Annotated in this window: 13 protein-coding genes; 5 read left to right on the forward strand and 8 right to left on the reverse strand. The window is 67.2% G+C overall.

Features of this window, described 5'->3' with window-relative positions; genetic code table 11:
• The first annotated feature begins 144 nt into the window (after nucleotides 1-144).
• Nucleotides 145-1,758 (forward strand): peptide chain release factor 3, encoded by a 1,614-nt coding sequence (locus tag D6T63_RS14480; RefSeq protein ID WP_235830773.1) that lies wholly within the window; start codon nucleotides 145-147, stop codon nucleotides 1,756-1,758.
• A 29-nt stretch (nucleotides 1,759-1,787) separates the two neighbouring features.
• On the opposite strand, the gene D6T63_RS14485 is transcribed toward D6T63_RS14480, so the two are convergent.
• The 5 genes from D6T63_RS14485 to D6T63_RS14505 all read right to left on the reverse strand — a co-directional run bounded on the left by D6T63_RS14485 (nucleotide 1,788) and on the right by D6T63_RS14505 (nucleotide 6,278).
• Nucleotides 1,788-2,666 (reverse strand): TPM domain-containing protein, encoded by an 879-nt coding sequence (locus D6T63_RS14485; protein ID WP_182977024.1) that lies wholly within the window; start codon nucleotides 2,664-2,666, stop codon nucleotides 1,788-1,790.
• Nucleotides 2,667-2,810: 144 nt separating this feature from the next.
• Nucleotides 2,811-3,911 (reverse strand): alanine racemase, encoded by a 1,101-nt coding sequence (locus D6T63_RS14490; RefSeq protein WP_120149774.1) that lies wholly within the window; start codon nucleotides 3,909-3,911, stop codon nucleotides 2,811-2,813.
• An 8-nt stretch (nucleotides 3,912-3,919) separates the two neighbouring features.
• Nucleotides 3,920-4,660, reverse strand: a complete 741-nt coding sequence (locus D6T63_RS14495) for a GAF and ANTAR domain-containing protein (RefSeq protein ID WP_235830774.1) — start codon at nucleotides 4,658-4,660, stop codon at nucleotides 3,920-3,922.
• 178 nt (nucleotides 4,661-4,838) lie between these two features.
• The gene (locus D6T63_RS14500; protein WP_120149775.1) at nucleotides 4,839-5,492 is read right to left on the reverse strand and encodes a DUF3105 domain-containing protein; all 654 of its coding nucleotides are present in this window, start codon (nucleotides 5,490-5,492) and stop codon (nucleotides 4,839-4,841) included.
• 123 nt (nucleotides 5,493-5,615) lie between these two features.
• On the reverse strand, nucleotides 5,616-6,278 hold the full coding sequence (locus D6T63_RS14505; protein WP_120149776.1) for a DUF305 domain-containing protein: 663 nt from the start codon (nucleotides 6,276-6,278) through the stop codon (nucleotides 5,616-5,618).
• A 156-nt stretch (nucleotides 6,279-6,434) separates the two neighbouring features.
• Between D6T63_RS14505 and D6T63_RS14510 the strand changes: the two genes are divergently transcribed.
• The 3 genes from D6T63_RS14510 to D6T63_RS14520 are packed head-to-tail and all read left to right on the forward strand — an operon-like array spanning nucleotide 6,435 to nucleotide 9,271.
• Nucleotides 6,435-6,761 carry a metal-sensitive transcriptional regulator gene (locus D6T63_RS14510; RefSeq protein ID WP_120149777.1) on the forward strand — a complete coding sequence of 109 codons (327 nt, stop codon included), beginning with the start codon at nucleotides 6,435-6,437 and terminating at the stop codon, nucleotides 6,759-6,761.
• Nucleotides 6,762-6,789: 28 nt separating this feature from the next.
• Nucleotides 6,790-7,014: a heavy-metal-associated domain-containing protein gene (locus tag D6T63_RS14515; protein ID WP_120149778.1), complete on the forward strand. Its 225-nt coding sequence runs from the start codon at nucleotides 6,790-6,792 to the stop codon at nucleotides 7,012-7,014.
• A 1-nt stretch (nucleotide 7,015) separates the two neighbouring features.
• Entirely contained in the window at nucleotides 7,016-9,271 is a 2,256-nt protein-coding gene (locus tag D6T63_RS14520; RefSeq protein ID WP_120149779.1) for a heavy metal translocating P-type ATPase, read from the forward strand.
• Between the two features lie 34 nt (nucleotides 9,272-9,305).
• Here the strand turns inward: D6T63_RS14520 and D6T63_RS14525 are convergent, their stop codons facing one another.
• The 3 genes from D6T63_RS14525 to D6T63_RS14535 form a co-directional block, all read right to left on the reverse strand.
• Nucleotides 9,306-10,334 carry an ion channel gene (locus tag D6T63_RS14525; RefSeq protein ID WP_120149780.1) on the reverse strand — a complete coding sequence of 343 codons (1,029 nt, stop codon included), beginning with the start codon at nucleotides 10,332-10,334 and terminating at the stop codon, nucleotides 9,306-9,308.
• 231 nt (nucleotides 10,335-10,565) lie between these two features.
• Entirely contained in the window at nucleotides 10,566-11,336 is a 771-nt protein-coding gene (locus D6T63_RS14530) for an SRPBCC family protein (protein ID WP_120149781.1), read from the reverse strand.
• Between the two features lie 128 nt (nucleotides 11,337-11,464).
• Nucleotides 11,465-12,433: an EamA family transporter gene (locus D6T63_RS14535; protein ID WP_235830775.1), complete on the reverse strand. Its 969-nt coding sequence runs from the start codon at nucleotides 12,431-12,433 to the stop codon at nucleotides 11,465-11,467.
• An 88-nt stretch (nucleotides 12,434-12,521) separates the two neighbouring features.
• Between D6T63_RS14535 and D6T63_RS14540 the strand changes: the two genes are divergently transcribed.
• The gene (locus D6T63_RS14540) at nucleotides 12,522-13,067 is read left to right on the forward strand and encodes a CGNR zinc finger domain-containing protein (RefSeq protein WP_120149783.1); all 546 of its coding nucleotides are present in this window, start codon (nucleotides 12,522-12,524) and stop codon (nucleotides 13,065-13,067) included.
• The last annotated feature ends 54 nt before the right edge of the window (nucleotides 13,068-13,121 follow it).

A 13,121-nucleotide genomic window follows, 5' to 3' on the forward strand; every position in this document is an offset into this window, starting at 1 on the left:
GGACCACGAGGATGCCGATGGAGTGAGGCTCGATGCGAACCAGATCTGCATCCAGGGCCCCTCTGGGATTCCCACCGCCCACGCGCACAGCGAACAGCGGACCACCCCGACGGGCTGCGGTGCCGGATCGGGGACAATGGAGACGTGGCCCTGTTAACCGAATCCCCCGTCCTCGACGCCGATGCCGTCCGCCGCGAGGCCGGACGACGTCGCACCTTCGCCGTCATCTCGCATCCCGACGCCGGCAAGTCCACGCTGACGGAGGCTCTCGCGCTGCTCGCCAGCGCCATCCAGAACGCCGGCGTGACCCACGGCAAGTCGAGCCGCCACGCGACGGTGTCCGACTGGATGGGCATAGAGCAGGACCGCGGCATCTCCATCAGCTCGGCCGCACTGCAACTGACCTACCGCGACACCATCCTCAACGTCGTGGACACCCCCGGCCACGCGGACTTCTCCGAGGACACCTACCGCGTCCTCGCCGCCGTCGACTCGGCCGTCATGCTCATCGATGCCGCCAAGGGCTTCGAGCCGCAGACCGTGAAACTGCTGGCGGTGTGCAAGGCGCGCAATATCCCGATCATCACCGTCATCAACAAGTGGGACCGCCCGGGCCTCGACGCCCTCGGCCTGATCGACGACGTCGGCGAGCGCACCGGCATGACGCCGGTTCCGCTCACCTGGCCCGCCGGTATTGCCGGGGACTTCAAGGGGCTGCTCGATCTCCGGGCGGAACGTGCCATCGCCCTCGAAGCCGTCGAGGCCGGCGCACAGGCTGCCGACGAAACGGACGTCGACATCGATGCCCTCGACCCGCGCGACGCCGGTGCGTGGCTCGAGGCCCGCGAAGAATCAGGACTCGTCGAGGCCTCCAACGGATCCTTCGACCGCGAAGAGTTCGAGGCCGCCCGCCAGACGCCCGTTCTTTTCGCTGCCGCCGCCAAGAACTTCGGTGTCTCGCAACTCCTCGACATCCTCGTCGACGTAGCCCCCTCCCCGTCGCCGAGGCCGTCCAAGGAGGACGAGCCGAGGCCGATCGAGGCGCCGCTGTCCGGTTTCGTCTTCAAGGTCCAGGCCGGCCAGGACAGCGCACACCGAGACCACATCGCCTACCTCCGCATCTGCTCCGGTACGTTCGAGCGCGGCATGGTCATCACCAACCAGCGCACCGGGAAGCCCTTCGCCACCAAGTACGCGCACCGCGTCCTCGGGCGTAGCCGCGAAGTGGTGGACACCGCCTGGCCGGGCGACGTCGTCGGGCTGGTCAATGCAACGAGCCTCCGCGTGGGAGACAGCCTCTTCGCCGAACAGCCCGTGCAGTTTCCGGACATCCCCCGCTTCTCCCCCGAGCTGTTCGCCGTCGCCCGAGCGAAGGACCCGGGCCGCTACAAGCAGTTCCGGCGCGGCATCGAGCAGCTCGAGCACGAAGGCGTGGTGCAGGTGCTGCGCTCCGACCTTCGTGGTGACCAGGCGCCCGTCCTCGCTGCCGTCGGGGCCCTGCAGTTCGAGGTGGCCGCGGAGCGCCTCGGCACCGAGTTCAATGCTCCGACGTCGCTGGACCATTTGTCCTACTCGCTGGCCATGCGTGTGTCCCCCGAGAGCCAGGGCGTCCCCGAGACTTTCCGCGGCGGCGAGATCATGTTCCGTTCCGACGGCGAGATCGTGGCCGTCTTCGGGGACAAGTGGAAGGTGGGGCACTTCAAGAAGGACTACCCCGACGTCGTCCTCGAGGCGATCGGCGCCGCCGTCGACCAGTAGCACCGCCATGCTCCGAGTCGCGGACGTCGCTAATAGCTGCCCGACGCTCCGCCTCCGCTGAAGCCCCCGCCTCCGTTGATGGACGATCCGGACGAGCCCCCTGCGGTACCTCCCGAGTACAGAGCCGGGTTGGCCGCGTACAGGGGAAGCCATACCACCGGATTGGACACGGCATCGTCACCCCGCTTGCGATAGCGGTACTTCCGGTAGGCGTCCCGCTGCTCATCGGTCAGTCGGAAATCCAGGTCGGCCTTCTCCGCGGTCCGCAGTTCCTCGTCCGCCGCTCGACGCCGGCGCCGCGAGTCCGCCACGATCCACCAGGTGAGTGCGCCGATCACCAGGACACCGCCCGCGAGCACCGCAGCGAGGAGCCCGATGTTGAAGGGCTCCTGTACCGGCTCTCCACCCTCTGCGTAGAGGTACACCTGTTCCACTGCCTCGGTCAGCCCACGCGCGTACTCCTCGTCGGCGAAGGCGGGCTCCAGGACGTTGTCGATGATGCTCTCGGCGTCGTCGTCCGACAGGGCGTCCCGCACCCCGTCCGCCGTCTCGATCCGGAGTTCGCGCTCGCCCGTATCGGCGACGATCAGCACCCCGTTGTCGGCACCCTGGTCGCCGACGCCCCACGCGGTAGCCACTGATCGAGCGTAATCCTCGATCGAGCCGCCCGCGCCGTCGACCGTGAGTACTGCGACCCGCGCTGCATCCGTAGCGCTGTTCCGCTCCACGATGAGGGCGTTGAGGGATTGCTCTTCGCCGGAGGTCAGGACATCGGCGGCGTCGACGAGGCTGCCCTGCCCGGGAGGTTCGGGCGTTGCCTCCGTCCCACTGCCGCCGCAGGCGGTCAGGACGAGCACCACCGCGGCAGTGGCTCCGGTGATTCGCGCGACGTCCATCATGCGCTTCATTGCATGCCCCCTGATCAGGCGCAGCAGCCGGGGAATCGCTGTGCGCTTCCGGCGGTGGACCATCCGCCGTCGGTGTCATTGTAGGCGGCACTCCTGCAATGCCCCAGGGGCCAAGGGCCCCAGCCCGATCCACCTTCGCCGCTCCTAGCTGTTCCGGCCCCTCGCCGCAACGGCCCAGGTGCCCTGCTCCACGCCGTCCCGCACCACGTGCACCCGGTCCACGAGGTTGATGGTCAGGCAGACGTGGTTGGGGACGACGCGCAGGCGTGAACCCAGCGGTGGAAGGGACACGTTCAGTGGCCATTCGACCGTCGCGTGGTGTTCGGACAGCGCCACGATACGGGCGTCCGGGTGGTCGAGGAGCCGGCCATAGCCGGTGGCCCATGCTGCACGGTCGCTGCCCAGCACCTTACTGCCGGCGTCGACGATGAAGCGGCCCGGAGTTCCGGGCGGACCGATCCGGTGGCTGACAACCGTACTCTCGACGGTCAGGGCGATGTCCTCCGGGCGGCAGTGCCCGAGCTCCCACTGCTGGGCGTCCCCGAACACGTACACACCAGGTCGCAGTTCGGTCAGGATGCCACCGGTGGCCAGGCCCGCAGAGGGTGTGGATCCGCCGCTGACGTCTAGTCCACGGAAACCGGCGTCCCGGAAGGACGCCTCGGCCGCGAAAAGAGCCTGCTGCTCATCGGCGACCGCCGGGGCGGCGGCATCGGGCCCGTAGCTGTGGCCCGGGAAAGTGAACATCCCCGTGACCCGCGCCCCGGCCGATTCGGCGGCCTTCGCCACGTCCACGGCGTCCTCGGGCCGCACGCCGCTGCGATGGTGGCCGCAATCCAGCTCCACCCGCACCGGGACGCGCCGGGCATCGGCCCCCAGGCTACGGACCAGTTGCCGTGCGCCCTCGGCGGAATCGATACCGACCGTCACCCGTGCCCGGTCGGCGAGCGCCAGCAACCGGGCGGCGGCGCGCTGGTCGACCCAGAGTGGATAGCCGATGAAGATGTCCCCGATCCCGGCGTCGACGAAGACCTCGGCCTCGCCTATGGTGGCGACCGTCAGTCCCACGGCGCCGGCAGCGACCTGTAAGTGCGCTATCTCGGGGATCTTGTGCGTCTTGGCGTGGGGACGCAAGGCAAGTCCCCGCTGACGGGCGGACTTCGCCATGGCGGTGATGTTGCGCTCGAGCAGGGCTGCATCGATCACAACGGCAGGGGTCGAGGCGTCATCGGGTGGAGGAGCCATGGCGCGGCTCAGGCGTCGAAGTGGGTCTCGGGGAGTTGCTGCCCGATCGACGCGACCACCGCGGCGGCGATCTCCCCCAGCTTTATGTTGCGCCCGCTGGACGCCGCCTTGAGGATGATCATCGCGGTGTCGTGGCTGCAGCGGTTCTGGCCCATGATGATGCCCGCGGCGACGTCGATGGTGGTGCGGGAATTCATCGCCTCTTTGAGCTGCGCCCCGGTGTCGGACAGGTGCGCGACGCGCACGGCCATCCTCAACGAGCGGGAAGCCTCCCGCGCGAGCTCACTGGCCGCTGCGATCATAGCCTCGTCGAAGGCATTGGGCCGAGGGGAATACAGGTTGAGGCCGGCTGCGGCAACACCGTCGAGTGGGATCGGGACCCCGAGAGCGGACCTCAGCCCGTGGTCGGCAATAGCCTTCGGGTAGTCCCCGAAACGCGACTCTTCCGTGAAATCGGCGACGACGTAGATCTGACCCTCGCGGGCGGCACGGATGCAGGGGCCGTCATCGAACTGGTATTGGACCTCGTCCAAGCGCTGGGCCCGCTCGCTACTGCTCGCAACCGTGGCCTTGGACCGGGGTCGAAGCAGGACGATGCCGCACAGCATCTGCGTACCCTCGGAGGACAGCGCATCTGCTGCGAGTTTGGCCAGGTTGTCCAGGAACTGGTGGATGTCCGAACTCTCCAACACGATGTCCTGGAGCATCCTCGGCAGGCTCACCTCGCCGAGGATCTGGTCGTTCGTCACGACTGTCCGCCTTTCACTTGCCACAGGCCGCCTTCATGCCACCCCGTGCTGCCACGTTACCGGGCAGGTACCCCTGCGCGAAATATGCGGAACAGGTTTGTCGTCGGGCATCGGGTGTGGACAAACGAGCATGGAGCGACGGGCTTCGTCGAGCCCCGTCGACACCAGCGAGGCGGAACTAGGAGGCGCGTCCCGGCGGCGTGATTCCACCCGAGCAGGCAGCACCCGGCTCGCGGGTCTGCTCCCCCTGGATGTACTTGTCGAGGAATGTCGCGAGCCGCGCATCGTCCGCGGAATCGATTTTCAGCTGCACGCCCCAGGCGCTGGCCGCGATCGGCGTATCCAGGTCGGGATAGGGGCTCAGCAGGACATAGGAGCGCGTGCCGACCAGGTCCGTCAGCTTGTCGATCTCGGCTTGGTCCAGGTCGGGGTTGTAGGTGATCCAGACGGCTCCGTGCTCCATGGAGTGGACGGAGTTCACGTCGGGGACCGGCTCTGTGTAAACGCCGCAGTTGGTCCAGACCGGACTGTGGTCACCGCCGACGGGAGGCGACTGGTCGTACTCGACCGCACCCTCGACGTGATTGAAGGTGACGTCCGGGTATTCCTGGATGTCCGCGATCGGCTTGGAAGCTGCAGCCTCCCGGGTCTGGTTCACCTGAATCTGATTCACGATCACCAGGGTCACAGCGATGATGACGGCGAGGATGACGGCACCGATGCCACCGAAGATCAGGGCGTTGCGCTTCCGCTCACCGGCCCGCTGTTCAGCCTGGATGGCAGCCAGGCGCGCCTGGCGGTCCTGGTTCTCCTGTGATCGCTTCTTGTTCAACGGTCGTCCTTCAGTGCTGGGGAGTTGCGGCGTTGGCCGCGGATCGGATGGCGCCGGTTCCAATGTACCGGCGGTGCGTGCCAGTCCTTCAACCGGCCCGCGGGGGAGGCCGGATCGACGGGACTAGAGGTCCTCGAGCAGGCTGCGCATCAGCGTGATCTCGGCTTGCTGGCCGGACTGGATCTTGGTGGCGAGGGTCCGGACCTGCTCCGTGTCCGCGAGCTCGACCCCGGCCGCCGCCATCTCCACTCCTGCCTCGTGGTGGTTGATCATGAGCTCGAGGTACAGCCTCGCGGCGTCCTCACCGCGGGCGGAGCGCAACTCATCGAGTTGCACCCCGGTCGCCATGCCCGGCATGAGCCCCTCGGACGTGAGCATGGATCCTGCATCGGCGCCGGCTCCCATGGCCATATCTCCGTGGTCACCGGAACCACCGGCCATCCACTCCATACGCGGCTGCGAGCTGCTCTGGTCCAATGTCCATTCCTCGAGCCAGGCGTACATCTGCCCGGCCTGCTGCTGCTGCGTGAGTGCGATGTCGTAGGCGATGGTGCGGAGTGTCTCGTCGGTGACGTTGTCCCGCACGATCATGGACATCTCGACGGCCTGGTTGTGGTGCACCTGCATGTCGCGGGCGAATCCCGCATCGGCGCTCGTGGTATTCGGGTACGAAGGGCCGGCGGAGACGCGCCCTGCGGAGAAGGCCAACGCGAACAGCGCGAGGACCGCGATCCCCGAGAGGATCAGGAGAACGCGCTTCTGCCAGGTCGGCAGCGAGAGGGTCATGAAGGTCCTTGGATTGGTTGAGTGCCGGTTAGCCAACGTACGGCATCCCGCTGGGTATTCCCGCAATGATGGCCGGACCCAGCCGGGAATGATTCCTCGCGCCGTTGCGTTATACCCCCCAAGGGTATGATCGATCGGTGAGCGAGGAGTAAATTCATGACGACAGGGACACCTGTGGAGGAAACGGCGCCGTACGGCTACACGGCGGACAAGGATGCCTACCTCAAGCGGTTACGCCGGGTCGAAGGACAGGTTCGCGGTATTGCCCGCATGGTCGAGGAGGACAAGTACTGCATCGACATCCTCACGCAGGTCGCGGCGGTCAACAAAGCCCTGCACGCCGTCTCCATGGGGCTGCTCGAGGAACACATCGCGCACTGCGTGGTCGGAGCTGCGCAGGAGGCCCAGGCCTCCGGCAAGAACGAGGCCGTGCAGGACAAGGTCCAGGAAGCGACGGCGGCCATCGGCCGCCTGCTCCGCTGAACACATCGAATCACTGAGGGAGAACATCATGACCACCACCACGATCAACATCACCGGTATGACCTGCAGCCACTGCGTAAGCGCTGTCACGAACGAGCTCTCGGACCTCCCCGGCGTCGAGACCGTCGACGTCGACCTCGTGAACGGCGGCAACTCCACCGCCACCATCTCCTCCTCGGTGCCACTGAACGCCGCTTCGATCGACGAAGCCGTCGCCGAAGCGGGCTACACCGTGGTGCACGACGGCGCCTGACATGACCATGCAGCAGATCCCGGCGCAGGGTGCCGAGCAGGAACAGCGCGTCGTCGAACTCTCCATCTCGGGGATGACGTGCGCGTCATGCGTAGGGCGCGTGGAGCGAAAACTCGGCAAACTCGACGGCGTCCAGGCGAGCGTCAACCTGCCGCTGGAAACCGCCGTCGTGCGGGTTCCCGCGTCCATCAGTGACCAGGACCTGATCGATACCGTCGTCGCCACCGGTTATGGGGCGCATGTCGTCAAGCCTGAGCACGACGTCGAGGGCGGTCACGACCACGACCACACGCCGTCCCTCCTCGGCGCCCGCCTGACCCTCGCCGCCGTCCTCTCCGTGCCGGTTCTGCTGATCTCGATGGTGCCCGCCCTGCAGTTCACGAACTGGGGCTGGGTGGTCTTCGGACTGTCCCTGCCCGTGGTGACGTGGTCGGCCTGGCCGTTCCACCGGGCCGCGGCCATCAACGCCCGCCACCTGTCCTCCACCATGGACACGCTCGTCTCGATCGGCGTCACGGCGGCCTTCCTCTTCTCGTCGTGGCAGCTCTTCGCGGACCCCACGCTGACGCAGCACGGCGGGATGGCCGGCATGGACATGAGCGAGTACTCCCTGTACTTCGAGGTGGCCGCCGTCGTCGTGACCTTCCTGCTGCTCGGGCGCTTCCTCGAAGCCTCCGCCAAGCAACGCGCAGGCAACGCCCTGAAGTCGCTGCTGACCCTCGGCGCGAAGGAGGCGCACGTGCTGCGCACCGTCGACGGCGAGCGCACCGAAGTGACGCTGCCCGCCCAGGCGTTGATTCCCGGAGACGAATTCGTGGTTCGTCCGGGCGAGAAGATCGCGACCGACGGCGTCGTCATCGAGGGCCACAGCGCGCTCGACACCGCGCTCCTGACGGGTGAGAGCATCCCCGTCGAGGTGACCGCGGGCGATGCCGTTACGGGCGCCACCATCAACACGTCCGGCAGGCTCGTGGTCCGGGCGACGCGCGTCGGGTCCGACACCGTGCTCTCCCAGATGGGCCGGCTGGTCAGCCAGGCGCAGAGCGGCAAGGCGCGGATCGCGCGGCTCGCGGACCGCATCAGCGCGGTCTTCGTCCCCGTCGTCCTCGTCATCGCGATCGTCACGTTCGTCCTCTGGCTCCTGTTGACCGGCGACCTCGACGCTGCCTTCACCGCCTCGGTGACGGTCCTGGTCATCGCCTGCCCCTGCGCCCTCGGGCTCGCTACGCCGACGGCGCTCCTGACCGGTACCGGTCGCGGAGCGCAGCTCGGCATCCTCATCCGCGGGCCCCAGGTCCTCGAGGACACCCGGACCGTGGACACCATCGTCCTCGACAAGACCGGCACCATCACCACCGGTACCATGGCCGTCGACGACGTCGTCTCCCTCCACGACGCGTCCGGTGCTGAACTGCTGCGCCTCGCGGGGGCTGTCGAGGCCCAGAGTGAGCATCCGATCGCGCAAGCCATCGCGCGGCACGCTACCGACGCCGGCCGACTGCCCGCAGCACGGGACTTCTCGAGCGCGCCCGGAGGTGGAGTGCGCGGGACGGTCGACGGTGTCACGGTCACCGCCGGGCGGACCGGCTGGCTCGAGCGGAACGGCATCCGCCCGAACGACGTCGACATGGCGGCCTTCGGCGCCGTCGAGGATGCGGGCACGACGGCGGTGTGGGTTGCGATCGATGATGCCGTGGCCGGCTTCGTCACGCTGTCCGACTCCATCAAGGACGGTTCGGCAGCGGCGATCGAGCGGCTCCGCCGTCTTGGCCTCCGCCCCGTCCTGCTGACCGGTGATAATCGCGCCGTCGCCCTGCAGGTCGCGGCGACCGTCGGAATCGATGCCGCAGACGTGCATGCCGGCGTGACGCCGGCGGGCAAGGTCGACGTCGTGCGTGGCCTCCAGGCTGCGGGCGCCACCGTCGCCATGGCGGGCGACGGCGTGAACGACGCCGCGGCCCTGGCGCAGGCGGACCTCGGCATCGCCATGGGCTCCGGGACCGATGTTGCCATCGAGGCCGCCGATCTCACGGTGATGGGCAACAGCCTCGAGCAGGTGGCGCAGGCCATCGAGCTTTCCCGGCGGACGCTGAGCGCCATCAAGGGGAACCTGTTCTGGGCGTTCTTCTACAACGCCGTCGGCATCCCCGTCGCGGCGTTCGGCCTGCTCAATCCGATGCTCGCCGGAGCCGCCATGGCGGCGAGCTCGGTGCTCGTCGTCGCCAACTCCCTACGGCTTCGCGGCTTCGGCAGGTAGTCCATCCAGGTCGCAGCGGAACCGCGCTCGATGGCTACGGCGCAACGGCCCGCGCTATCTCCTCCGCGGACAGCCTGCGCTCGCCAACGTAGTACAGCACGGCGCTGTCGGGCAGTTCGGTGTCCCAGCCGGGATTGATCACGGCCCCTTCGTGTTGCACGGCGAGCACCGTCGTGGTGAAACTTCGTCCCATGGCCTCCTGGACCTGCCCGAACCTGACCTGCGGGAGCGTCCGCGGCAGTCGCGTGCTGTAGGTGTTCCGGCCGCCGTGGCTCATGAGGTCGGCGTACACGACAGCGATGCCGGGATCCTGCAGTTCCTCGGTGGCAAGGCGAGGCGAGTGCCACTGTACGCAGCGGACGTCGGCGGCGATGTAGGAGAAGTTGACGGCCCGGCTCATATCGCGCAGCGTGACGACAGTGTGCGCCTCGGGATTCACATGCTTGACCGCTACGGTGACGGCGAGTGCTTCGTTGTCGTCCCGGGCATCGATGAGCACGCGCGCAGCCCGATGAACTCCGGCACGGCGCAGCACGCCCTCTTCGGCGAGGTCTCCCCGAACGAAGCCGAGGTCGGGCTGCGCCGGCATCGGATTCTCCTGGATGTCGTCCCAGGCGCACAGGGCAAGGGCATGGGCTTCGTCGGAGACGATCTCGTGGATCAGCCGTTCGGTGCGTCCGGGCGTGTAACCCACGATCACGAGGTGGTTCGCCATATCCAGATCCATCGTGCCCTTCATGCGTTGTCCTTTCGCATTCTCGATAGCCGCTGCAATCCTGGTGAACAGGGTGGTCAACGTGACGATTCCGCCGACGATGACGTACACCCCGACGACGCGACCGCCCACCGTGGTCGGGAAGAAATCGCCGTAGCCGACCGTGGCGGCAGTCACCAGGAACCACCACCAGTAATTCGCCGCCGACGTGATGGTGTTGCTGGACGGCTCGGCCCACACCATCAGGGGCCAACTGGTGAGGAACACCGCGACGATGATGACAGCCGGCATCACCCAGATGCGTGAGCGCCCGAGGCCCCGGATCAGGCGGATCAAGACGAATGGCACGCCGGCGTTCCCTTCTCTCCCTGTCAGTACCGTTCGACCCTATCCTCCGACGTCGATCCCGTGTTCACGCGGTCCCGACGGCGCTGATGTCCTTCATCGCCGCCTCCTTTCCGCCGAACAGCCGACAGCCACCCCCTCCGTCGTGGAGTGGGTGGCTGTCCGTGCTGCTGGTCCCGGCCCTAGGGGACGGGTGTTATCCGCTGTGCTGGTGCAGGCGGAGCGGACCGATGGTCACGGTGCCCCACCCGTGCCGCGGTTCTTGTCCGTTCCGTCGGTGGGTAGGAGGGTCTCTGCGGTGCTCGGGGAAAGCACATCGTCCTCGCTCGTCGTGTACACCTCGGGTGCGGCATCATCGACCGGCGTCAGCGTCACATCGGCGTCCAGGTCCGGTGCTTCCTCGTCCTTCTTCTTGCTGGCCGCGACTCCGACAGCCGCGGCAGCAGCGGCAAGACCGACACCGGCAGCGACCTTGCCCGAGATTCCTGCCTTGCCGCTGTCACCGCGCGAAGCGGCGGCGGCCTCGACCCCTGGCTCGCCGGCGCCGATGCCGGTTCCGACAGAGCCCCGCCACGCTCCTGTGGCGTAGCCCTCATCCTCGATGAATGCCTTGAACCGCTTCAGGTCACCCTCTGCCTGGTTCTCGACGACGTTGAGCTTGTCGCCGATCTTCTCGACCAGGCCCTCGGGCTCGTACTCGAGGACGAGATGCACCTGGGTCTGCCCGCCTCCGACGTCCTCGAAGGAGACCGAGCCGGCGTTCGTTGCGCCTTCTGTCGCGGCCCACGACACCTTGGTGTCGGGTACCTGCTCGAGGATCACGGCATCCCACTGCCGGCGGACACCGCCGATTTCGACAACCCAGTTCAGACGCTCGTCATCGAGTTGGGTCACGGATGTGACCCCGCCCATGAAGTGGGGGAATTCCTCGAACTGGGTCCACTGGTTGTAGGCGATGCTGATCGGGACGTTGACAAGGATGCTCTTCTCGAACTTCGTGCTCATGGCGTCTCCTCCGGGTTGGAACAAGCTACGGCTAGGAATGCAAACAGTTACTGAAGCAGTTCATCAGCATGCTTAGCATAGCGTGGGTCGCGCCTTGTATGGCAGGGCCGCGCGCGGATCCGTTCCCCTCAGGGCCGCAGCAGCGGCTCCACCGTATGGGGCTGATCGAGCGCCGCGTCGTCGTCGGGCGTGGACCGTAGCTCGTCCAGCCGCACGCACACGACACCGGCCACGATCAGGAGCCCACCGAGAAGTTGAACCGCGCCGGGCAGTTCACCGAGGATGAGCCAGGCCGCGAGGACCGCGAACATCACCTCGGTCAGGGCCACGAAACTCGCCACCTTGGACCCGAGGCGCTGTGCAGCGAGGATACCGGTCACATACGCGGCCACCGTGGCGACGAGAACGAGGACCGCCACGGGCACGATCCAGCTGTAGGTCTGCCCGGCCAGTTCCACGTCCGAGAAGACGAAGCGGAACGGCATCACGTTCGTCAGTCCGAGGACCAGGATGGTGATCGAGGCGACGACCATCCCACCACCCGCCATGACGATCGGCGGCAGCGACTCGTCCACCCTCGCCGACATCAGGAAGAACACGACGAGGCAGACGGCGGCGGCCAGCCCGAACAGGACGCCGACGGGATCGAGCCGGGCATCGCCGGTGAGGTCCAGGACGAGCAGGAGCCCGAGGATCGCCGTGACCGAGCCGATGATCGTCAGTGCGTGCGGCGCATTCCGCGAGCGCAGCCAGAGGAACCCCACGAGCAGCACGGGCGCCAGGTACTCGAGCAGCAGCGACACCCCGACGGACATCCGCTGCACAGCGTTGAAGTAGAACAGCTGGCACAGGGCGATTGCCGTCGTCCCGTAGATCGCGACAGTGAGGGCGTTGCCGCGCATCGTGGACCAGCGCCCGCGCAGCGCCATCAGCACGGGGATGAGGAGCACGACGGCGGCGCCTCCGATGCGCAGTCCGACCGCGGCGCCGGGGCTCCAGCCGATCTCGAGGAGGGATTTGGCGAACGGACCCGAGACGCCGAAGGTCGCGGCGGAGACGAGGGCTATCCAGAGTCCGGCAGCGGGGCGTAGTGTCACGTCCCCTCCTTTCGGGTCGGTGGTTGGTGTCATGAGTGTCGAGTAAGTATGGTGATGACACTAAACGAGTGCAAAGTCAGGAGTCAACATGTTGTTCACCTATGACACGGAAGTCGCACTCTCCTCAGCCGCCGCGCTCATCAACACGGCCAGGGAAGACGTCGATCCGCTGGACACCCTCGAGGGCCTGGACCGATTCCTCGAGGAGCAGCGCTTCTCGGGCTCCAGGACCCACACCACGGCGGAGTTGGAGTCCGTCCGGGCGCTACGTGCGGAGCTCGAGGTGATCTGGTTCGCGGAGGAGGACGACGCCGTCGGGTCCGTCAACGCGATCCTCCGCAGGTCCAACGCACTCCCGCAACTCGTCCGCCACGACGAATGGGACTGGCATCTGCACGCCACCGCTCCAGAAGCCCCCCTCGAGGAGCGCATGGCTACGGAGGCCGCAATGGCCCTCGCCGATGTAATTCGCGGGCACGAGCTCGACCGACTGCATTCATGTGCGGCCGAGGACTGCGACGGCGTGGTGCTGGACCTCAGCCGCAACCGCTCCAAACGCTTCTGCGACACCGGCAACTGCGCGAACCGCACGCACGTCAGGGCATACCGGGCGAGGAAAGCATCGAGCGCGTGATCCGTCCGCTCCCGCCATCAGGGTTCGGCTCCCTCCCGCCCTGGAAAGAGGAAC

It is taken from the genome of Arthrobacter cheniae (assembly GCF_003602275.1).
In the GTDB taxonomy this organism is placed as follows: Bacteria; Actinomycetota; Actinomycetes; order Actinomycetales; family Micrococcaceae; genus Arthrobacter_D; species Arthrobacter_D cheniae.

What these genes read in the sequence shown, in the direction of transcription:
- D6T63_RS14515 (WP_120149778.1), top strand. Translation starts at nt 6,790, where the DNA reads ATGACCACCACCACGATCAACATCACCGGTATGACCTGCAGCCACTGC.
- D6T63_RS14485 (WP_182977024.1), bottom strand. Translation starts at nt 2,666, where the DNA reads ATGAAGCGCATGATGGACGTCGCGCGAATCACCGGAGCCACTGCCGCG.
- D6T63_RS14520 (WP_120149779.1), top strand. Translation starts at nt 7,016, where the DNA reads ATGACCATGCAGCAGATCCCGGCGCAGGGTGCCGAGCAGGAACAGCGC.
- D6T63_RS14490 (WP_120149774.1), bottom strand. Translation starts at nt 3,911, where the DNA reads ATGGCTCCTCCACCCGATGACGCCTCGACCCCTGCCGTTGTGATCGAT.
- D6T63_RS14505 (WP_120149776.1), bottom strand. Translation starts at nt 6,278, where the DNA reads ATGACCCTCTCGCTGCCGACCTGGCAGAAGCGCGTTCTCCTGATCCTC.
- D6T63_RS14540 (WP_120149783.1), top strand. Translation starts at nt 12,522, where the DNA reads ATGTTGTTCACCTATGACACGGAAGTCGCACTCTCCTCAGCCGCCGCG.
- D6T63_RS14530 (WP_120149781.1), bottom strand. Translation starts at nt 11,336, where the DNA reads ATGAGCACGAAGTTCGAGAAGAGCATCCTTGTCAACGTCCCGATCAGC.
- D6T63_RS14510 (WP_120149777.1), top strand. Translation starts at nt 6,435, where the DNA reads ATGACGACAGGGACACCTGTGGAGGAAACGGCGCCGTACGGCTACACG.